The 19,726-nt window shown below is 68.0% G+C and carries 19 protein-coding genes and 5 pseudogenes; 14 read left to right on the forward strand and 10 right to left on the reverse strand.

All coding sequences use genetic code 11. The annotated features are described in order from the left end of the window. Nucleotides 1-207: 207 nt before the first annotated feature. From ACFYZJ_RS31060 to ACFYZJ_RS31080, 5 genes and pseudogenes are all read left to right on the forward strand, one after another. Nucleotides 208-456: pseudogene (locus tag ACFYZJ_RS31060) on the forward strand (hypothetical protein); the annotation flags it as partial. Between the two features lie 182 nt (nt 457-638). Further along, entirely contained in the window at nt 639-1,271 is a 633-nt protein-coding gene (locus tag ACFYZJ_RS31065; RefSeq protein ID WP_388573456.1) for a hypothetical protein, read from the forward strand. 2 nt (nt 1,272-1,273) lie between these two features. Beyond that, nucleotides 1,274-1,516 carry a hypothetical protein gene (locus tag ACFYZJ_RS31070; RefSeq protein WP_234519923.1) on the forward strand — a complete coding sequence of 81 codons (243 nt, stop codon included), beginning with the start codon at nt 1,274-1,276 and terminating at the stop codon, nt 1,514-1,516. Next, entirely contained in the window at nt 1,513-1,770 is a 258-nt protein-coding gene (locus ACFYZJ_RS31075; RefSeq protein ID WP_388573458.1) for a hypothetical protein, read from the forward strand. The genes ACFYZJ_RS31070 and ACFYZJ_RS31075 overlap by 4 nt, the downstream gene beginning before the upstream one ends. Before the next feature lie 334 nt (nt 1,771-2,104). After that, a pseudogene (locus ACFYZJ_RS31080) lies at nt 2,105-2,284 on the forward strand (transposase); the annotation flags it as partial. Nucleotides 2,285-2,307: 23 nt separating this feature from the next. On the opposite strand, the gene ACFYZJ_RS31085 reads toward ACFYZJ_RS31080, so the two are convergent. Further along, the gene (locus ACFYZJ_RS31085) at nt 2,308-2,499 is read right to left on the reverse strand and encodes a GNAT family N-acetyltransferase (RefSeq protein WP_388573536.1); all 192 of its coding nucleotides are present in this window, start codon (nt 2,497-2,499) and stop codon (nt 2,308-2,310) included. Nucleotides 2,500-2,796: 297 nt separating this feature from the next. On the opposite strand from ACFYZJ_RS31085, the gene ACFYZJ_RS31090 reads away from it, so the two are divergent. From ACFYZJ_RS31090 to ACFYZJ_RS31100, 3 genes and pseudogenes are all read left to right on the forward strand, one after another. Further along, the gene (locus ACFYZJ_RS31090; RefSeq protein ID WP_388573460.1) at nt 2,797-3,837 is read left to right on the forward strand and encodes an IS30 family transposase; all 1,041 of its coding nucleotides are present in this window, start codon (nt 2,797-2,799) and stop codon (nt 3,835-3,837) included. A 170-nt stretch (nt 3,838-4,007) separates the two neighbouring features. Continuing rightward, nucleotides 4,008-4,305 (forward strand): annotated as a pseudogene (locus tag ACFYZJ_RS31095) (recombinase family protein); the annotation flags it as partial. Between the two features lie 80 nt (nt 4,306-4,385). Then, nucleotides 4,386-4,556: pseudogene (locus ACFYZJ_RS31100) on the forward strand (helix-turn-helix domain-containing protein); the annotation flags it as partial. 430 nt (nt 4,557-4,986) lie between these two features. Here the strand turns inward: ACFYZJ_RS31100 and ACFYZJ_RS31105 are convergent. Then, nucleotides 4,987-5,502 (reverse strand): hypothetical protein, encoded by a 516-nt coding sequence (locus ACFYZJ_RS31105; RefSeq protein ID WP_388573462.1) that lies wholly within the window; start codon nt 5,500-5,502, stop codon nt 4,987-4,989. Nucleotides 5,503-7,054: 1,552 nt separating this feature from the next. Here ACFYZJ_RS31105 and ACFYZJ_RS31110 point away from each other — a divergent pair. Next, nucleotides 7,055-8,107 (forward strand): alpha/beta fold hydrolase, encoded by a 1,053-nt coding sequence (locus ACFYZJ_RS31110; RefSeq protein ID WP_388573464.1) that lies wholly within the window; start codon nt 7,055-7,057, stop codon nt 8,105-8,107. 20 nt (nt 8,108-8,127) lie between these two features. Here the strand turns inward: ACFYZJ_RS31110 and ACFYZJ_RS31115 are convergent, their stop codons facing one another. The 3 genes from ACFYZJ_RS31115 to ACFYZJ_RS31125 all read right to left on the reverse strand — a co-directional run bounded on the left by ACFYZJ_RS31115 (nt 8,128) and on the right by ACFYZJ_RS31125 (nt 11,125). Beyond that, nucleotides 8,128-9,066: an SDR family NAD(P)-dependent oxidoreductase gene (locus tag ACFYZJ_RS31115; RefSeq protein WP_388573466.1), complete on the reverse strand. Its 939-nt coding sequence runs from the start codon at nt 9,064-9,066 to the stop codon at nt 8,128-8,130. A 25-nt stretch (nt 9,067-9,091) separates the two neighbouring features. Continuing rightward, a complete protein-coding gene (locus ACFYZJ_RS31120; RefSeq protein ID WP_388573468.1) occupies nt 9,092-10,069 on the reverse strand; it encodes an aldo/keto reductase in 978 nt (325 codons plus the stop codon). Between the two features lie 96 nt (nt 10,070-10,165). Then, nucleotides 10,166-11,125: an SDR family NAD(P)-dependent oxidoreductase gene (locus ACFYZJ_RS31125; RefSeq protein WP_388573470.1), complete on the reverse strand. Its 960-nt coding sequence runs from the start codon at nt 11,123-11,125 to the stop codon at nt 10,166-10,168. A gap of 163 nt (nt 11,126-11,288) precedes the next feature. On the opposite strand from ACFYZJ_RS31125, the gene ACFYZJ_RS31130 reads away from it, so the two are divergent. Continuing rightward, nucleotides 11,289-11,873, forward strand: a complete 585-nt coding sequence (locus tag ACFYZJ_RS31130) for a TetR/AcrR family transcriptional regulator (protein WP_388573472.1) — start codon at nt 11,289-11,291, stop codon at nt 11,871-11,873. Nucleotides 11,874-12,223: 350 nt separating this feature from the next. Here the strand turns inward: ACFYZJ_RS31130 and ACFYZJ_RS31135 are convergent, their stop codons facing one another. Continuing rightward, nucleotides 12,224-12,991 (reverse strand): ATP-binding protein, encoded by a 768-nt coding sequence (locus ACFYZJ_RS31135; protein WP_388573474.1) that lies wholly within the window; start codon nt 12,989-12,991, stop codon nt 12,224-12,226. 237 nt (nt 12,992-13,228) lie between these two features. On the opposite strand from ACFYZJ_RS31135, the gene ACFYZJ_RS31140 reads away from it, so the two are divergent. Together ACFYZJ_RS31140 and fumC are read left to right on the forward strand one after the other, a co-directional pair. Further along, a complete protein-coding gene (locus tag ACFYZJ_RS31140) occupies nt 13,229-14,905 on the forward strand; it encodes an NAD-dependent malic enzyme (RefSeq protein WP_388573476.1) in 1,677 nt (558 codons plus the stop codon). After that, nucleotides 14,902-16,365 (forward strand): class II fumarate hydratase, encoded by a 1,464-nt coding sequence (fumC, locus tag ACFYZJ_RS31145; protein WP_388573478.1) that lies wholly within the window; start codon nt 14,902-14,904, stop codon nt 16,363-16,365. Before ACFYZJ_RS31140 ends, fumC begins: the two co-directional genes overlap by 4 nt. A 290-nt stretch (nt 16,366-16,655) precedes the next feature. On the opposite strand, the pseudogene ACFYZJ_RS31150 reads toward fumC, so the two are convergent. The 4 genes and pseudogenes from ACFYZJ_RS31150 to ACFYZJ_RS31165 all read right to left on the reverse strand — a co-directional run. Next, nucleotides 16,656-16,832: pseudogene (locus tag ACFYZJ_RS31150) on the reverse strand (transposase); the annotation flags it as partial. A gap of 38 nt (nt 16,833-16,870) precedes the next feature. Continuing rightward, nucleotides 16,871-17,320 (reverse strand): hypothetical protein, encoded by a 450-nt coding sequence (locus ACFYZJ_RS31155; RefSeq protein ID WP_388573480.1) that lies wholly within the window; start codon nt 17,318-17,320, stop codon nt 16,871-16,873. 80 nt (nt 17,321-17,400) lie between these two features. Further along, nucleotides 17,401-17,934: an alpha/beta fold hydrolase gene (locus tag ACFYZJ_RS31160; RefSeq protein WP_388573482.1), complete on the reverse strand. Its 534-nt coding sequence runs from the start codon at nt 17,932-17,934 to the stop codon at nt 17,401-17,403. Next, nucleotides 17,931-18,380 carry a MarR family winged helix-turn-helix transcriptional regulator gene (locus tag ACFYZJ_RS31165; RefSeq protein WP_388573484.1) on the reverse strand — a complete coding sequence of 150 codons (450 nt, stop codon included), beginning with the start codon at nt 18,378-18,380 and terminating at the stop codon, nt 17,931-17,933. Before ACFYZJ_RS31165 ends, ACFYZJ_RS31160 begins: the two co-directional genes overlap by 4 nt. A gap of 103 nt (nt 18,381-18,483) precedes the next feature. Between ACFYZJ_RS31165 and ACFYZJ_RS31170 the strand changes: the two genes are divergently transcribed. Then, nucleotides 18,484-18,888: a nuclear transport factor 2 family protein gene (locus ACFYZJ_RS31170; RefSeq protein ID WP_388573486.1), complete on the forward strand. Its 405-nt coding sequence runs from the start codon at nt 18,484-18,486 to the stop codon at nt 18,886-18,888. Between the two features lie 101 nt (nt 18,889-18,989). Beyond that, on the forward strand, nt 18,990-19,355 hold the full coding sequence (locus ACFYZJ_RS31175; RefSeq protein WP_388573488.1) for an FAD-dependent monooxygenase: 366 nt from the start codon (nt 18,990-18,992) through the stop codon (nt 19,353-19,355). Nucleotides 19,356-19,726 lie beyond the last annotated feature (371 nt).

A 19,726-nucleotide genomic window follows, 5' to 3' on the forward strand; every position in this document is an offset into this window, starting at 1 on the left:
CGCCATGTCGTCGGTGCGCTAGAGCGCCTCAGCGGATCGCCACCAGCCCAGGAAGCCCTCGTACCCCGCCGACCGACTTCCTTCCAGAGGTACCTCGACCAACGGGAGTTACCTCGGCTGAAGTCCTGGCGAACCCTGGGCAGTTGACCTCGACGGCTCCAAGATCCCCGACAGAGTCAAGCTGAGTTGCCCAGGGTGCGCCGCCGATTGGCGGACGCCGAATATGATCATCTTGTGAGCCTTGAGCTCGGAGGCGACCCCAAAGACGCCCGGAACCTGTGGGTTGAGCCGCCGGACCCGGGTCACAAGACGGGTGGCGGCATCAACCACAAGAAGGACCCGGTCGAGAGCAAGCTGCACACCGCCGTCTGCGACGGCAAGGTCACTCTCTCCGCCGCACAGCAGGCAATCGCGGCCGACTGGACGATCGCCCTGGCGAAGCTGGGCCTGAACTGACAGCCGGGCGGGCGCTGATGCCACCGCGGCGGTCGATGCCCGTCCAAGTGTGTCGACAGGCTGCTTTGCGAAGCGACTGCGAGCCTGCTGAGCGTGTGGCACCGTGGATGCGTGCCGGGCCCGTCACTTCCCCCCGTGGTGGCGGGCCCGGCTGTTGCCTGTTCACGTCGGCGGCTGAGAAGGTGGCGGCGCTGCTGGAGCGGTTCGGCAAGCTCAGCGAGGAAGGGGCGGTGAAGTTGGCGAAGGTGGCCGAGTTCGCCGCGAAGTTCCTCAAGAAGGGTGCCGAGAGCTTCGTCACGAACTTCGTGGCGGACTCGGGCAGCACGATGCTCAACCAGGCCGTTAACGGCCAGCCCGTGACCGTCGGAGACGACCTCGCCAGCGGCGCTTGGGCCGCCGGCGGAACAGCCGTGTTCACTGGGGGCGGCGCGGCGCTCGCGGACACAGCCGGACTGACCGGGGTGGCCGGCAACATCCTGAGGGGAGACGGCCTGCTGGGCACCACCGTCAACGGCGCCGCGGATAACGTGGCCGGTGGACTCACGACTGACATCGCCAACGACCGGGATGCCTCGACGATGGGCCAGAACGCCCTCACGAACGCCGCAACCGGTGTCTTCGGGAACGCCCAGAACCACGGCGTCAACCATGCCTTGGAGCAGCACGGGAGCCTCGGCGGCAAGAACCTCAGTGACCGGGGCGGGCTGGCCGACAGCGCGTTCAAGAACACCGTGGGAACCACCTTGAACACGGGCGTCTACGCTGCCGGCTCCGGCATCGAGGCGGATGTCCAGGATCTGGCGAAGGACGAGTGAGCATGATCGGCGACGTGAGGCTTGCGGCCGTTTCGAACCCTAACCCGGACCACCCCGCCACCTGGGCCGGCTTCTTCTGGGCGCTCCTCGGGGTCGGCGGGTGCCTGATCGTCGTCATCGGCGCCGCCCTGACCGTCGCGCTCTGGAGCGTCAGCGATCAGAAGAAGTTGGGCAACTACGTTCTCGGGCCGGTGATCCTCGTGATCGGTCTTGCAATCGCCGGCTGGAGCTTCGGGCTGTTGTGACAGTGCACGACGGGCCCGGCGACATGATCCTGGCGGGGGTCGCGCACAACAACCCGAACTACGACCCCGGCTGGGTTCCCTTCTTTGCGGCGCTCGTCGTGCTCGCGGGGTGCTTGATCGTCCTTGTCGGTGGAGCCATGTCCATCGGTATGCGGGACCTCGTAGGCCGAAGGAAGTGGGCCGGTTACACGATCGGGCCGACGATCATCACGATCGGCATTGCCGTCGTCGCCCTTGGCGTGTGGCTGTGGTGACCATGTGACGTCGGACGACCCGCACCCCGGACCATTCCCGTGCTACGACAGCACCCGAGGAGGCTCTACGGACGGCAGGCGTCGACCCGAACCCTACCCGGAAGGCTGCGGGCGCCACGGCCGAGCTCGGCCGTCACCGATCGGCTCGGGCGCCATGATCCGGGGCGGTGGGGGAGCGGCCTCCGGTGATCACTTGTGGCGCCCAGCTCGTGCGGTGCCCACCGAGCCGACTCCACCCGGGACAGCACTCTTCCGCATGTCTGTGCGAGAGAAGACCGCGGACCACCCTTGAAGAAAAACTATCTGCGGCTTCCCAGAGTGCATGGAGCCGCACCTCAGCCCGCAACAGGAAGCGGAGAACGCCGTCCACCGCCGGGCGCGAGCGCGCGTGGAACACGCCCTGTCGCGGCTCAAGAACTGGAAGATTCTTCGGGACTGTCGCCTCAAGGGCAACGGAGTCCATCAGGCCACGCTCGGAATCGCTTGCCTACACAACCTCGCGTTGGCCAGGTGAGCAGCCTGTACCGGCTGTCTGGGTCAACTCAGTGTCAGGTGCACGAGATCAATCTCGTGCACCCGGGCACGGGCAAAGCACCGGCTGCGCCCGGTTACAACGAAGCCGCATTTTTCCAGTACACGAAGGGATCCAGCGTTGTCAGCAGCGGCGTCGGTGCGCAGTGGGCGGGTGCCCTCCAGCTTGATCAGCTCAGCGAGCGCCCGGGAGGCGATGCCTCGACCCCGGTGAGTTCACCCGACGACGTAGGTGACCTCACGCTCGGAGGGTGAACCGAATGCTGCGGCATGCCCGACCACTACGCCGTCGGCGACAACGGTTCGCACGATTACTGCCGGATCAGACCGCACCTTGGCCCAGTGCTGGTCGAAGTGGCCGCGGTCGTAGTGGTACTTCCTGGTCACGGCACCGCGGGGCAGCGGCGCTCTTCAACTGCGCCATGCCCGCTTACGACCGTTGGCCGACCGAATTCCCGCCGCTGGCCGCCTCGTTGCTAGCCGCGGCGGAACGCAGTGGAGCGGACCGGCGTCCGCCTCACCCCGCAGAAGCGGTCAGAGCGGCATCTGAGCGGCAGCGAGTGCGAGGAGATATCCCGCGGTATCGCCGCCGGGGAATCGGCCCGGCAGCTGGCCAAGCGGCTGGGCCGATCCCCTTCGACCGTCTCCCGCGAGATTGCCCGCAACGGCGGCCGGGACCGCTACCGAGCAGCCTTGGCCGATGCAGCCGCCTACGAACGCGGGCGCCGCCCCAAGCAGGCCAAGCTCGCCCAACGTCCCGCTCTACGCGCTCTGGTGGAAGCCAAGCTGGCTCTGTGCTGGTCACCCGAGCAGATCGCAGGATGGCTGCGACGGCAGTTTCCTGGTGACGCATCCATGCAGATCTCGCACGAAGCGATCTACCTCTCCCTCTACGACCCTCGCCGGCGTCATGCGATCGACCGCAGCCTCACCCGGCGGCTGCGGTCAGGCAGGCCCATGCGTCGTCCGAAGATCGCCCGCCGGCCCACGGGGCGGGGCATCATCCGCGGCATGGTGTCCATCACCGCCCGCCCCGCCGAGGTCGAGGACCGCAAGGTTCCCGGCCACTGGGAGGGCGACCTCGTGATGGGCACCCGGCCCTCGGCCGTCGCCACGCTCGTCGAGCGCACCAGCCGCTACACGGCCATCGTTGCGCTGCCCGACGGCATCAAGGCCGGGCAGGTCACTCCGCACCTCACCAGGAGGCTCCTCCGCATCCCGCCCCAGCTACGACGAACGCTCACCTGGGACCGGGGCCGGGAGATGGCCGAGCACCAGGCCATCACCGCCGAGACCGGGATGCGGATCTACCTCTGCAAGCCGCGCAGCCCCTGGCAGCGCGGCACCAACGAGAACACCAACCGGCTGCTTCGGCAGTACCTGCCCAAGGGCGCGGACCTCCGCACGTTCAGCCAGGCCGACCTGGACGCCATCGCCCACGAGCTCAACCAGCGCCCGCGCAGGACCCATGGCTATCGCACTCCGGCAGAGGTCTACGCTGACCTCCTGAACAGCGGTGATGCGCTGACCGCTTGAGCTCGCCATCGTCTGCCGACACTCAGGTTGGCAATCACGAACGCGCAGGTGAGCAGTGTCGGCAACTCGCGTCGGGAATCAACGTCGGAGAATGGTCCTTCGGGTAGTTTCCGACAATAGTCATCGGCTACTGCCGCACCTCGACGGCGGACCAGAACCCCGATCATCAGATTGACGCACTACTCCGCCACGGCGTCGACCGCGACAACATCCACGTCGATGTCGCCAGCGGCGCGAAGGCGTCCCGACCGAAGCTCGATCTCGGCATGCAGGCTGCTGCGCCAAGGCGACACGTTGAAGGTGACCCGGCTCGACCGGCTCTCCCGCTCCGTACTGCACCTGGTGACCCTCGGCGCCGAACTGCGCGAGCGCGGCATTGGGCTGCACGTCATCGAGCAGGGCATCAACACTGCCACCATGGAGGGGAGGGCGATGTTCGGGATGCTGTCCGTACTGGCAGAGCTCCAGCGCGAACTGATCGTGGCGAACACCAACGACGGGCTCGCCTCCGCGCGGGCTCGAGGGCGGGTCGGCGGCGCAGGCCAAAGCTCACCGAGGACCAGGCCGCGCTCGCCCAACGGCTCTACGACGAGCGGGAGAAGACTGTCCAGCAGATCGCCGACTTGTTCAGCGTCCCGCGGTCCACGGTGTACGGGCACCTCGACAAGACCAGGACTGTGCCTCGCCAGCCGAAGAAGACCGCAGTCACGAAGCCCTGAAAGCTACCGGCGGGTTACTTTATCCCCGGTGTCCGGGCTAGGACCTCCGGGGCCAGGTCAGCGATATCCGTTCTTTTTACGGCCATTACTCCGGCGACCCCCGCCACCGCCCCAGGATGAGCGACTGACCCGCCGAGCAGGCCTCAGCGACCGCCCCGCCCGTAGTTCGCACCGAGGGAGCACTCCGCAACAGCCCCGCTCGGGCCGTCTCTGGGCCGTCCGAGGGCAGCCAACGACGACAGACGACCACAGACGATGACGACTCTCCCCCTGGTCAGAGGTTGCGCGTTGGGTACCACCGCAGGTGCTCATCCCCGAAGCAGGGTTGAGCTACGGATCAGAAGGTTGCTGGTTCGAATCTTGCCGAGTGGGCTGCCGGAGGCACCAGGATAAAGGCCGCGGAATCCGCCTTGATCGCGGAGGCGGGTTCTCAGTGCTGAAGCGCGACCTTGAAAACCACGATGACCGATCCGAGGAGAAGGTTGATCGCACCGGCGAGCAGCATCAAGCGGCGTGAGGCGCCGGCGCGGCTGGCGGCCTCGGTTGCCCAGCCGACCTGCCCGGCCAAAGCGACCCCGAGTGCCAGCCATGCCGCCCCCCGAACGCCCAGGCCGAGGATTGGACTGATCGCCACGGCACCGGCCGGTGGGATGGCCGCGTCGATGATCGGGCGTTCTTCCGCGCACGCGCGGCGGACCTCCTCCCAGCTCAAGTGGTGCACGATTCGGGCCCCGAAAAGGCGGGAGAAGACGTGCGCGGCCCAGAACACCACACCGGTGCAGAGCAGTAGCAGAACAAGTTCCAGCCGCGGAAACGAGCCGAGCGATCCGGCGCCGACCACCACGGAGGCCGCAAGCAGCGAGCCGTAGACGGCGCCGCTGTAATACATCTGGGCCGTGGTGCCCGCCGGGGTCTCCGAGGGCCGCTCAGGGGTTCGGCGGTTCATGCTTCCAGCCTCGCCGACCAGACCAGGCTCCGCATGGCCAGGAAGCCTTGGACCGCCTACGGGCCGTCCGAGTGGCCGTACCACTACCGCACCAGACTGGGGGGACAACGGGGAATCACGGTCAGGGCACCCCGGCCCAAGGTAGAGGCCGAGCGCAAGTTGCTTCGGGACGAAGAGGTCGTGCCAGACGCGTGCCTATCGTAGGGGGAACCAGAGGGAACAGCGGAGCACCAACGGACCCGCCCAACGGGCGTCGACATACTTCCGCCGCAGGTCAACCCCCATAGCAAGCCCTAGATCACCTCAGCTTCCCAAGCTGATGGCGTTGAGCGGTGATAGGCGATCGCTACTGCAGGAACGCCGGCCGAGGGAACGACGAGGGCCGCGGCGACAGAAGGTGGGCAACCACCCTCGATTCGGCAGCCAGAACCGCCACTGCCTCGCACTTCACTCCCGGTCCCGTCCCCCGCAGGCTCACCGCCGAGAGCTGCGCTCCCTCGGCGATCACTCGGGACCAAGCACGGGCTTTCTGCTCGTTAATGTAGCCAATCGGGCCGTTGCCCCGGTTGGGGTAGACCGCTACGGCATAGGCGACGAGGGGGTGTCAGGCTCAGGCACCAAGCGCAACGGCTGGGCCGGGCGCAGGTCAGCCTGTCTTGCCGCCGCCTGGTAGTACGCGACACCACGTAGGTTCGTGACGTAGAGTCCGGCCCGCTGGAGCCGCCGATCGGTTGGACCGACGCAGGTGCGTCTGTGGGGCGTTGAGGGTGGTCACGAGCTTCGACCAGGCGCTTTGGGTCAGGCTGCGGGCACTGAGCCAGTCCAGCTGGTGCATACGGCCGGTCCAGGCGGCGAGGTGCGCGGCCGTGCCGACTTGCCTCGGCCTCCGCCTCCCGCGCCTTTGCGAGCTGCTGCTCCAAGTCCTGCAGCAGCGCTTCGGCAGTCTCTTCGTCGACCTCGGGCAGCGGCCGGGTGCACACCGCGCAGGAAGCGTCCTCGCGCTCCTGCTGGCGACGGTCACGATCGAGGGGCTCCTCGCATCGCGGACAGCACACCGCAGCGAGCCGGCCCAGCACCCGCCGCGCCTGCCAGGTTTCACGGGCATCCAGCAGCGCCTGGTCGGCGCGCATCCGCGCCGCGCTCATCTCGGTCAGGCTCTGTTCGGCGTGGTGCAGCACACTCTGTGTGTCCCGAAGCCGTGCTGCGACATCGTCGGCGGCCTGAGCGGTTCCCTCGGCGGATCGTTGCAGCTTGATCGATTGTTCGTGGACCTCCGAGCAGACTGCACTCGTGGGAACACCGGTCGGTGGACGCGAGGTGAGGTAGCTGTACTCCGTTCGGACGCGGCCTGCGGGCGCCTTGTCCGTGGCATTGCGAGAGTCGTCTTTGAGACCGGTTAGGACGGCGAGGCGCACGTGGAGTCGTTGCCGGCTGTGCGCGGCTGGTGCGGAAGACCCGCCAGCACCGCCTCTCCCGGGTCGATAACCGCATCCGTGCCTCTTGTCGCGTGCGGCATCCCCCAGGCCAGTGGACACGTTAGGACGGTTCTCAGGTGATAGGCAGGCGGAATTTCGGCAAGGCCCTGGGCATGGTCACGGTGAGCACAGCGGCTGCCTCATGTGGGAGGACGTCCGACCCCTCCTCGGCCTCGGCGGCCGTTCGGACGCGTGCGCCGGCGAGTGAGATTGACAAGACTTCACGTGCTCCGTCCTTCGGGGTGGTGAGGCAGATCCACGCCGGTGAGTTGAATATCGGCTACGCGGAAACGGGACCCGCCCATGGCCCCGTGGTGATCCTGCTGCACGGCTGGCCGTACGACATTCACAGCTATGTCGAGGTGGCCCCGCTGCTGGCCGGGCATGGCTACCGCGTCATCGTGCCTTACCTGCGCGGCTACGGGACGACCACGTTCCTGTCCGGCAGGACGTTCCGTAACGCGGAGCAGGTGGTGTTCGCGCGGGACATCATCGCGCTGATGGACGCTCTGCGGATCGAGCGAGCAGTCCTTGGCGGTTTCGACTGGGGATCCCGCACCGCAGACATCATCGCCGCTCTGTGGCCACGACGCTGCAAGGCTCTGGTTTCCGTGAGCGGCTATCTCATAACCAACCGGAAGGCCCAGCAGCAGCCGCTGCCTCCGACGGCCGAGTGGGCGTGGTGGTACCAGTACTACTTCTCCATCGCTCGGGGCGAGCTGGGGCTCGCGAAGTACCGGGACGACTTCGCCAAGCTCATCTGGCGCAACGTCTCGCCGACCTGGCACTTCAGCGACGCCACCTTCAACCGCACGGCCCGGGCCTTCGACAACCCGGACTACGTTCCCATCGTGATCCACAACTACCGCTGGCGTCTCGGTCTCGCACCGGGCGATCCGCGCTACGACGGCCTCGAGGCGAAGCTCGCCGAAGGCCCGCCCGTTCACGTGCCCACCGTCACCCTCGACGGCGCGCTGGACCCCTTCACCCCTCCTGGTAACGGAGCCGCCTACCGCGGCAAGTTCACCGGTCCCTACGCCCACCGCACGCTGCAGGGCGTCGGCCACAACGTGCCGCAGGAGGCGCCCGAGGCGTTCGCCCGCGCGGTCCTGGATGCTGACCGCATGTGAGACCTCGCGGGCCGATTGCCTCACCTGCTGATGGCGTGCTCCGAGATGTCCCAGAGGCGCAGTGCCGCCTCGGGGTCGAGGGCATGGGCGGCCACGCCGACAGGCTCCGGGCCGCCGTCGTAGGGCAGGGCCTGGTTGCAGTCCTCGAAGTAACGCCCGCCTATTTGGTCGAGCAGGGGTGACGTGGCCACGAACACGGATGTCGCGGCTCCTTGTTCCGGGGTTTTGTACACCGCCGCCGGGTCCGTGCGAAAGCCCTCGATCACGTCTTCGGGCAGGTGGCGGACCAGGTTGGTCATGATCCCTCCGGGGTGCAGTGCGTTCGCGGTGATCCCGTCGTCGGCCCAGCGCCGGTTCGCCTCGACGGCGAAGAGCACGTTGGCGGTCTTGGACTGTCCGTAGGCCAGCCACGGATCGTATGCGCGCTCAAGGAAGTTGATGTCGTCGAACATGACGGGCGAGCGCAGGTGGCCGCGGGAACTGACCGAGACGATCCGGGCGCCGTTCGCGGCCGCCAGGGCGTCGTGGAGGGCGTTGGCGAGTGCGAAATGGCCGAGGTGGTTGGTGGCGAACTGGAGCTCCCAGCCGGGCGCGGTCCGCGTCAACGGGGTCGCCATGATGCCGGCGTTGTGGATCAGGGCGTGCAGGGGCTTCTTGTCCCACTCGGCGGCGAAGCGTCGCACCGAGGAGGGGTCTGCGAGGTCGAGCTGCGCGACCGTGACGCGGGGGGAGTCGAGGCCGGTGTTGATGTCGGCGGCCACGCCGTGGCCGGCCTCCGGGTTGCGCACGGCGATGAGGACGTCGGCGCCGGCACCGGCCAGTGCGCGTGCGGTCTCGATGCCGATGCCGGAGGAACCGCCGGTGACGATCAATCGTTTGCCGTGGAGGTCGTTCCCGTCGACCACTTCGGCTGCGGTGGAGGCTGCGTTGAACGAGCTGGTGATGAGGTCGTGCGTCATGTCATCTTCCTGTGGTCAAGAGGGATCAGAAACCGGCCAAGGGCTGCGGCATGTAGGGGGCTTCCAGGCGCGCAGTCTCCGCATCCGTCAGGCGTACGCCGAGTGAGTCAATCGCGTCCTGGAGGTGGTGCGGCTTGGTGACGCCGACGATCGGTGCGGAGACCACGGGGTTACGTGAGACCCAGGCCAATGCCACCTGGGCCCGGGAGACGCCGCGCTCGGCGGCGATGGCGGCGACTTCCCTGACGATCGTCTTCTCGCTCTCTTCCTGCTGGTACAGGGTCTTGGTGAAGGCGTCGGCACTGGAGCGGTGGGTGGTCTCGTCCCAGTCGCGGGTGAGCTTGCCGCGTGCCAGCGGGCTCCAGGCAATGGTGCCGATCTTCTCGTCGGCGCACAGCGGCAGCATCTCCCGCTCTTCCTCGCGGTTGAGCAGGCTGTAATGGTTCTGCATCGACACGAAGCGGGTCCAGCCGTGCAGATGCTGCAGATGCAGGGCCTTGGCGAACTGCCAGGCGTGCATCGAGGACGCGCCGATGTAGCGAACCTTGCCCGACTTGACGACGTCGTGCAGCGCCTCCAGGGTCTCCTCGAGCGGAGTCGTCTCGTCGAAGCGGTGGATCTGCCACAGGTCGATGTAGTCGGTGCCCAGGCGGGTGAGGCTCGCATCGACCTCGGTCATGATCGCTTTGCGTGAGAGGCCGCCGGAGTTCGGGTGCCCAGGCCGCATCGGGTGGTAGACCTTCGTGGCGATCACCACGTCCTCGCGGGCGGCGAACTCGCGCAGCGCTCGGCCGAGGATCTCTTCGCTGGAGCCGTCGGAGTAGCCGTTGGCGGTGTCGAAGAAGTTGATCCCGGCCTCCACCGCTGCCTTGATCAGCGGTCGGCCGGCCTCCTCGGGCAGTGTCCAGGCGGGGTAGCCGCGGTCGGGCTCTCCGATGCTCATCGTTCCGAGGCAGATCGGGGAGATGTCGAGGCCGGTGTTTCCGAGCTTGATGTAGTCCACGATGGGACCGTCCTTCGGGATGGATGAGGTGTGCGGATGGTGCCCCGGGTGGAAAGGTGCGTGCTGGGCTCGGCGGAGCAGTGGCGGGTGGCGCCGTCAGGCGGTCGGTGCAGCGGCCGCGAGCATGTCGAGGGATGTCTGCCACAGGCGGGCCGCGCTCTGCCGGTCCATGGCGTGGGCGGCCACTCCCCGGCGCACCCCGGGGCGGTGCGGGCCGGCTTCGTTGCAGTCCTCGAAGTACCGGCCTGTCACGCCCTCGACCAACGGGGAGGCGGCCAGCAGCACCGAGGTGGCGGCACCCTGCTCGATGTCCTTCCAGGACACGTCGGTGCTGGTGGCCTCGAAGGAGGCCGGACTGGTGGAGATGTCCCCGATGTGGCGGCCGAGCCGGGTGCTGGTGATGCGGCCGGGGTTGAGGGCGTTCACGGCGATCAGGTCGGACGCCCAGCGGCGGGCCGCCTCGACGGCGAATAGGACGTTGGCAGTCTTGGACTGGCTGTAGGCCGCCCACGGCTCGTAGGTGTGCCGTTGGAAGTTGATGTCGTCGAAGAGGACGTCACCATTGACGTGGCCGACCGAGCTGACGGAGACCACGCGTGCGCCGTGGGCGGCCGTCAGGGCGCTGTGCAGGCCGGTGGCGAGGGCGAAGTGGCCGAGGTGGTTGGTGGCGAACTGCATTTCCCAGCCCTCCCTCGTCCGCTCCAGCGGCGAGGCCATCACGCCGGCGTTGAGGACGAGGATGTGCAGCGGCCCCTGCCATGCCTCGACAAACGCATGCACCGAGGTCTGGTCGGCGAGGTCGAGCATCGCGGCGCACACCGTTCCCGGGCCGCTTGCCGGGATGATCTCCTCGGCGGCCTGTGCGCCCGCTGCCAGGTCGCGGACGCCGATGGTCACCTCGGCTCCGGCAGCGGCCAGAGCACGTGCGGTCTCGCGTCCGATGCCGGAGGCTCCTCCGGTGACGATGGCGCGTCGGCCACTGAGGTCGATGCCGTCCAGCACCTCGGCGGCGGTTGTCTGTGCACCGAACGGGGTCGTGATGAGGTTCTCGGTCATGAGGCTCTTCCAGAAAGACGATGGACCGGGGCGGCGAGCGCGCGGCCGGTGGCGCGGAGGCGAGGTGCCGCCGTAATCTCGTATCCGGAATGGGTTCCGGTTCGAGTTCGACAGTAAGCGGAACTGGTTCCGGTTGCAAGTGTGGCAGGAAGGGAGTCAATGAGTGACTGGCCACGAGGGGGACGCTGGGCAACAGCGCAGGACGCTGCGCGCGGACGCGCAACGCAACGAGGACCGGTTGCTGGAGGCGGCAGCGGCCGCCTTCGCCCGCGAGGGTGCGGGGGCCTCGGTCAAGGACATCGCCCGCGCAGCCGGCGTCGGTGTCGGCACGCTCTATCGCCGGTTCCCGTCCAAGGAACTGCTGATCGAAGCGATCTACCGGCAAGAAGTGCAGCGCCTGTGCGAGGCGGCACCGGACCTCACGGCCACCCATCCGCCGGTGGACGCACTGCGGACCTGGATGGAGCGCTTCATCGACTTCATGGCCACCAAGCACGGCATGGCCGAAGCGCTGGCCGTGGTGCTGACCGACGACAGTGAGAAGCTGCACACCCGGGCCCTGCTCGCCGACGCCATCGCCCACCTGCTCAGCGCAGTGGAGAGCGAGGCACTGGCGCGGCCAGGGGTCAGGGCCCAGGACGTACTGATGGCTCTCGGCGGGATCAGCCTCATCGCCGCCAGCGAAGATCAGCGTGACCTGGCCACCAGACTCATCGGCCTGCTCCTGCACGGCATCGTGGCGAGCTGAAGAGATCGGACGCGCTCCCTGTATCGCGGGATTGCGCCATCGGCCCCACAGGGCCTGCTGCAGCCATTCCACAGAGGGGCTACCGGGTGCTCGTGCGCAACGGTCTGTACGAACCGGAGTACGTAGGCGGCATCGGTCGGATGCGGTGCCAACGGCGCGCCGTCGTCTCCGTCAACGCCACCAGGGCCCGAGTTTCGGCAGGCCTCCGGAGCGGTGCGTGGGCCTGCGCAAACTCCACCTCAGATGACCGGCAGGGCCCGCGAAGGCGCGTTCGCTCGGCGTGCCCGGTTGTCGGTGTACGAGGTTGCTTCTCTCGCCAGTCGCGTACGGGCGAAGATCCCCGGCGGCTGTCAGGCCACACCGGTCTCCTGCTCGATGGCCATGAGGCGGTAACGGGCGCCGTGGGTGGACATCACTTCGCAGTGGTGCAGGAGGCGATCGAGGAAAGCGGTGGCGAGGACCTCGTCATCGAAGGCCTGATCCCACTCGCTGAAGGTCTTGATCGACGTGCGGATGATCGAGCCTTTTTCGTATCGCTTGAGATGACCTGGCGCGTTCCAGGGGCTGGTGGCCCACCTCGTCAACGACAAGGACACCGTCCCGCAGGGAGGTGTCGACCTTGTTGAACAGCCGTCCGGAAGCCTCCGCGGCTTTGACGCCTCCGCCATGTCGTCGATCATGGTGAAGCAGATCGAGTGGCCGGCCCGGCAGGCGGCGACCGCGGGAGCGACGGCGAGGTGCGTCTTGCCGAGCCCAAGCGGCCCCAGCAGAGCCGCGTCGGCCTCGGCCTCGACGCAGGAGAAGGTGGCCGGGTCCTTCACCTTGCGCGGGCCGAGGTCGTGCTGGAAGGAGAAGACGTACTCGTCCGGCGTCTTGTGGTGCGAGGGCCCTGAGAGCCATAGGCCCTGGCGGAAACAGCGGTCCGCATCCTGGACGCTGCGGTCGCGGCGGACCACTTCGACGACGTGGCCACGCTGGTCGTCCGACGTGTCGGCGAGTGCAGTCGCGCAGCCCGTCGGCCGGTAGTTAGCCTGAATTCGTACAGCGGCACCGACACGGCGCATGCCAGCGTGGTGCTGCGCACCTGAGCGGCGGGCAATTCCGAGGCAGCCGCTCACGTCGGGACGCCGGTCTCACACGTTCATACTCCGCCGCGCCCCGGGCCGCCCGGGCCATTCACGAGCTCCGACCAGGGCGCACTCTCGTCGACCTGTGGGGGCGATGTCGCAGCCACCTGTCTGCGGGACGGGCGCGGAGGTCCCCGCCACCTCTCGACCTGCCGGCGGTCGTGGTCTGGAGCGCGTCCGCGTGACCCCGTCAGGGCCGACACGGCATTCGCTCAGAGGGAGATTCTCATGACCGAAACCCACGCGCGGACCCCTGCCACCCCCAGCGTCCTAGTGGATCCGCTGCGTAACCGTGATGTGGCCTTTACACCGGAGGAAAGGGCGGCCCTCGGTCTTACGGGACGCCTGCCATCCGGAGTGTTCACGCTTGAGCGGCAGGCTCAGCGCGCCTACCAGCAGATGCAGGTACAAGGCAGCGACCTGGCCAAGAACGTGTATCTGGAACAGCTGCACGATCGCAACGAAACCCTGTACTTCAAGGTTCTCGCCGAGCACCTCGTCGAGCTGCTACCGATCGTCTACGACCCAACCGTGGGCGAGGCGATCGAGAAGTACTCCCACGAGTACCGCCGCCCGCGCGGCATCTTCCTGTCCATCGACCATCCCGACGACATGGAGAAAGCCTTCGCCACGCTTCAACTCGGGCCCGAAGACGTCGACCTGATCGTGTGCACGGACGCGGAGGAGATCCTGGGCATCGGTGACTGGGGTGTGGGAGGCATCCAGATCTCGGTGGGCAAGCTCGCGGTGTACACGGCGGCCGCAGGCATCGACCCACGCCGCGTCGTGCCCGTCTCGCTGGATGTGGGCACGGACCGAGAGTCGCTGCTGGAGGACCCGTTGTACCTGGGCAACCGGCACCCCCGGGTCCGGGGCGCCGACTACGACGCGTTCATCGAGAAGTACCTGGAGACGGCATCGTCCACGTTCCCCGACGCGCTCTTGCACTTCGAGGACTTCGGCCCCAGCAACGCACGACGCATCCTGGAGCAGTACGGGGAACGCTACCGGATCTTCAACGACGACATGCAGGGCACAGGAGCCATCACGCTGGCCGCCGCCCTGTCCGCCGTCAAGGTCAGCGGTGTGCGGATGCGGGAGCAGAAGCTGGTCGTCTTCGGTGCCGGCACCGCCGGGGTCGGCATCGCCGACCAGCTGCGCGACGCGATGATTCGCGACGGCGCGGATCCGGAGCAGGCCGCCACCCAGGTATGGCTGATCGACAAGCAGGGCCTTCTCACTCGGGACATGACCGATCTGCGTGACTTCCAGCAGCCCTATGCGCGCGATCCGGCCGAGGTCGCAGACTGGGCAGGGGGGAGCGACGGGAAGATCTCGCTACTGGAAACGGTGCGTCGCGTCAAGCCGACGATCCTGCTGGGCACCTCCACCGTGCACGGCGCCTTCACGCGTGAGGTCGTCCAGGCCATGTTCGAGGGTACGGAACGGCCGATCATCTTCCCCATCTCCAACCCCACATCCCGTATCGAGGCCATGCCTGCCGACGTCATCGCCTGGTCCGGGGGTAAGGCGCTCGTCGCAACCGGCATCCCCGTCGCGCCCGTGGAGTACGACGGCGTGAGCTACCGCATCGGGCAGGCCAACAACGCGCTGCTGTACCCGGGCTTGGGCCTGGGCACGGTCGTCTCCGGTGCGTCCCAGGTAACCGCGGGCATGCTGCTCGCGGCTGCACAGGCTGTCGCGGATCAGGTCGACCCGTCGGGGCCGGGTGCCTCCCTGCTGCCGCCCGTGGACAACCTTCGAGAGTCCTCTGCGATCACTGCGACTGCAGTGGTCAAGGCGGCACTCGACGACGGCGTGGCCACCTCCAAGCCGATCGACATCGCACAGGCTGTCCGGGAGGCCATGTGGCAGCCGGTCTACACCGACGGAGCCACAGCATGAACGCGCGACACTCCACCACCGACCGGGACCAAGCCCCGCAGATCCGCGACATCCCCGTCGGACTGCATGCGACCGGCACCCGGCGGGAGACCGACTCCATGGGCGCCATCGACGTCCCCGCGGACCGCTACTGGGGTGCCCAGACACAACGCTCCCTCATCCACTTCTCCATCGGGGACGACCGGATGCCCAAAGCGGTCTACCACGCCTACGGCTACGTCAAGAAGGCCGCCGCCGCCGTCAACGGGCGCGCCGGCCGCTTGCCGGCCTGGAAGGCCGACCTGATCCAGCGGGTGGCCGACGAAGTCATCGCGGGTGAACTGGACGATCACTTCCCGCTGTACGTGTGGCAGACGGGGTCCGGCACCCAGTCCAACATGAACACCAACGAGGTGATCAGCAACCGGGCCATCCAACTGATCGGCGCGGAACTGGGCAGCAAATCCCCGATCCACCCCAACGACCACGTCAACATGGGGCAGTCGTCCAACGACACCTTCCCCACCGCCATGCACATCGCCGCGGCCAAGGAGGTCCACGAGCACCTCCTGCCCAGCGTGCAGGCACTGCAGCGCGCCATCGAGACCAAGGCACAGCAGTGGCACGACGTGGTGAAGATCGGCCGTACCCACCTGGAGGACGCCGTCCCGCTCACCGTGGGGCAGGAATGGTCCGGCTACGCCCACCAGCTGCAACAAGCCGTCGACAGGGCCACCCGGTCCGCCGAGGGCCTGTACGAGCTCGCGATGGGCGGCACCGCCGTGGGCACGGGGCTCAACGCTCCACCCGGATTCGGCGAGCAGGTCGCCACCGAAATCGCCGACGCCACCGGCTACCCGTTCACCACCGCGCAGAACAAATTCGCCGCCCAAGGAGGCCTGGACGCCATGGCCGGCGCCTCCGCAGGACTGCGGGCCCTGGCCGTGCCCCTGATGAAGATCGCCAACGACATCCGCTGGCTGGCTTCCGGACCCCGCTGCGGCCTCGACGAGCTCATCCTCCCGGCGAACGAGCCTGGCTCCTCGATCATGCCCGGCAAGGTCAATCCGACCCAGTGCGAGGCGATGGTCATGGTCTGCATCCAGGTGCTGTCCGAGGACGAAGCCATCGCCTTCGCAGGCACACAAGGCAACTTCGAGCTCAACGCCATGCGCCCGGTCATCATCAACAACTTCCTGCACGCAGCCACCATCCTCGCCGACGCCTGCACGAAGATGCGCGAATACTGCATCGAGGGAGCCCAGCTCAACCGGGACAAGATCGAAAGCTACGTCGACCGGTCTCTCATGCTGGTCACCGCCCTCTCACCCGTGATCGGCTACGACAAGGCCTCCGCGATCGCCCACAAGGCCAACGACGAGGACACCACCCTGCGCGAAGCCGCACTGGCCTCCGGCTACATCAGCGCCAAGGACTTCGACCGGATCGTCCAGCCCGCCGCCATGGTCGGCCAGACATAGAGACTGCCAGCACCGATTTGCGCCGGGCAGGTCTGGGCCCGGTGCTGGCAGGCGCAGCCATTCGCCGCCTGTCGCAGGGCAGCACCGCGGTGGCGTGCGAGCCGGGATCGGCCGACGGCCGCGAGATGACCGAGGAACAGCAGCGCCAAGCGGCCGCGAAACTCAGAGGCGGCGCGGGCCTGCACGCCTCTCACCCGATGGCCGTCAACGACGCCCACGCTTCACCGGCGCGCGGGCCGTCCGACGCCGCACAGCCTTTCGGTGGCTGCCGGAAACGTTCTCGCCGCCGACAACGCCCGCCATGCACAGCCGCTGACCAGCACGTAGATGATGGCTGCGAACAGCGTCTCATCAGGAGTGTTCGCTGTTCCGCCGCCCTGCGGCCGTGTTCGTTGCTCCGGGATCAGCGGCTTGGCGATCTCCCACAAGCCGTCCGGCACGATCCAGCTCCACGTTCCCCGCCCCATACCGGGTCAACGTCCGCCTCACCACGTAGGACACGGTCTTAAGGGATTTGTCCGACCACCTCGCCCAACCACCGCGTCAAGGTCTCGCGTACCTCGTCGGGATCGGGGTCCTTGGCTGCCCAGGCGGCGTAACCGTCGGGTCGCACCAGTAGCGTGGGGCGCAGGCCGGCTGCTGGGGAGGCGGTCACCACCCGCCCTTCCCACGGTGCGGCGACTGCGGCGGTGTCGCGGCCCATCAGTACGAACGTGCCTTTCCGCAGGGCCTCATACAGCCGTGGTGGTTCCCCTGCCAGTCGGAGGTCCGGTAGACGGTGCCCGGCAAGCGGGTGGGAGCCCCAGGATGCGGGGTAGGTGATCCCGATGCCGGAGATGCTGCGGGATGCACGCGGCTCTATGACACGTAGCTGGTGCGCGATGGCGGCCAACGAGGCGCGCAACGCGCGGACTGCTGGTCGGCGGGGTTGCTGTACTTCGCTGCTGTACCACACCGAGTTCTGTCGAGGCCTCTTTACGGCAGGCGGCGACGCGCACGGATGCCCAAAGGCGGCGTGCCCCGCGGTCCTCGGCCCTATTCCAGGGTCTTCGCAGCGTTGCGGATGACCTCGAGGACGGCGTTGGGCTGAGAGAGCATCGCGACGTGGCTGCTGTCGAGGCTGACGGTCGTGGCCTTCATCCGTTCGGCGGAAGCGCGCTCCCGGTCCGGGTTCACCGTGCGGTCCTGGGTGCCCACGATGTACCAGCTCGGCTTTACTCGCCAGGCATTGCCGGGTACTTGCTGGTCGAAGAGGTCCGCGATCGGCGGGTTAGCGGTCGCCAGCACGAGCTTTTTGCAGCGCGCCGCCGCCGACCGCCGGGTCGTAGCGGGTGTCGCCCTCCGGGCGGGGCGGGATGGTGAAGGCGGCGCTGACGGACCGGATCGCGCCCAGGACCCACCGGCCAGCAGCTCAGCGACCCGGTGGTGCTGCACGTGGTGGAGGAACATGATGTTCTCCAGCAGCACCAGTCCGCGCCGGCGCGCCAGACGGAACAGCCGCGCTGCGTCGACGCCCGAGTCTGCACGGCCCGAGCGTGGTGCGCTCGCACTTCGCTGTGCCGGGGTCATGATTCCGCGAACGGGCCGGTGCTGACAAAGCGGTGGAGTTGGCGGGCGAAGCTCTGTGCCTCCTTGGGTGGCCAGGAGTCGAGGGACGCCTCGATGAGCGTGGCGAGGCGCTGCCGGGTGGTCTTCACCGCCTGCTGTCCGGTTTCGGTGAGGGCGAGCAGGGTGGCGCGGCGGTCGTCGGGGTCGGGTTCGCGGCGCAGCAGGCCGGCTTGCTCCAGGCGGGTGGCGCGGCGGGTGACGCCGGAGCGGTCGAGGCCGATTTCACCCGCGAGGTCGGCAGCGCTGCACGGGCCGGTCCGGGCGAGCCCACTGAGGACGGGGTAGGTGGTTTCGTCCACCGCCTCGCCCAGGCCGTCCGTCAGGCGCGCGTACAGCCGTGCTCGGGTGCTTCGCCCGAGCAGAGCTCCAAGAGCGTCGGCGATCTCGTGTCCCACAGCGTTAGGCATGAACCAAGATTAGCGTGCGCGACGCACGCAATCTGCAGTACGGTGCATGTGCGTGCTTGACGCACGCACTTTCTGTCGAAACGTGAACTACAAGGGGACCGTCATGGCCACCGCCAGCACCCACACCGACGCCCGCGCCGCCCTCACCGACCTGCTGCTCACCCCGGGCCTCGACCTCGACGAGGCCGCCGACCGGCACTTCGCCCCCGACTATCGCCAGCGCACCGACGGAAGCTGGGCGAACCGCCCCGAGTTTCTCGCCCACATCGCCCACCTGCGGACGGTCGTCGTCGGCGGCTCGGTAGAGGTGCACGACGAACTCTCCTCCGGCGACCGCTACGCCGACCGCCACACGATGGAGGTCATCAAGACCGACGGCTCCACCGTCCGCATGGAGGTCTACCTCTTCGCCGAGTTCGCCTCCGACGGCCGCTTCCGCCGCATCGAGGAGACCACCCTCCTGCTCGAAGGCGCCGACCACGACCGAAACCTCGGCAGCGCCCGCTGAGCCACATTGCCCACCTGGCGCCACGAGGCCGCCCCTGTCTCAGCGCATCGCCGCGCCGCTGTCACCGCGCATCGTCCCAAAAGTGGGAGGAAGCGATTGTCATGCTCGACGTGCTCATCGCCGGGGCCGGCCCGGTGGGGCTCTGGCTCGTCGCGGGGTTGCGCCTGCACGGGGTGGAGGCGGCACTGGAGGGACGGTCGCGCGCGGTCGGCATGCAGGCCGGCATGCTGGACACCTTCGCCACCCGCGGCCTCGCGGAGCGGTTCATCGAACGCGGCACTCCGGTGCCGGCCACTGACATCCCACTCCACCTGGGTCATCGGAGGTTCGCCAGCACGGCCGGCTGGGTGACTGAGATGCCGCCCAGCATCTCCTGGTTGGGGAGGCGCCGCGTCTTCCAGCACCACAACATCAAGATGCGGGATCTTGCACAGGAGATCGGGAGCGGACGTACCGACCCAGACTGATCGCCGTCTGTGCCGTGGCTGCAGCAGCGGCTGCGAGCGAAGCCGAGGGGCGGGCAAGCGACGGGGGGATGCACCCGCCCGCCCCGCGGGCAAAAGACCCGCACGGGGGGAGCGGGCCTTGCGGGCCGAAGCCACCGGCCCATGATGCCCAGCGTCTCATGTGCCCCAAGTGTCACAGCCACAGGGTGAACGAGATTGCTCGCGCCATGGAAAGTGGGAGGAGGGGGAGGCTGTCGGAGGGCGCCGGGCCGGTGCGGATCAGGCCGCTTCCCGCCACCGCAGGAGCTGGTCCGTGCTGGTCAGAGGGAACAGCCGGTCGACGCCGGAGTGACCGGCCCGGACACAGAAAAGCGCATCCCTGCGTCCTGAAA

Source organism: Streptomyces sp. NPDC001848 (assembly GCF_042891915.1).
Classification (GTDB): domain Bacteria; phylum Actinomycetota; class Actinomycetes; order Streptomycetales; family Streptomycetaceae; genus Streptomyces.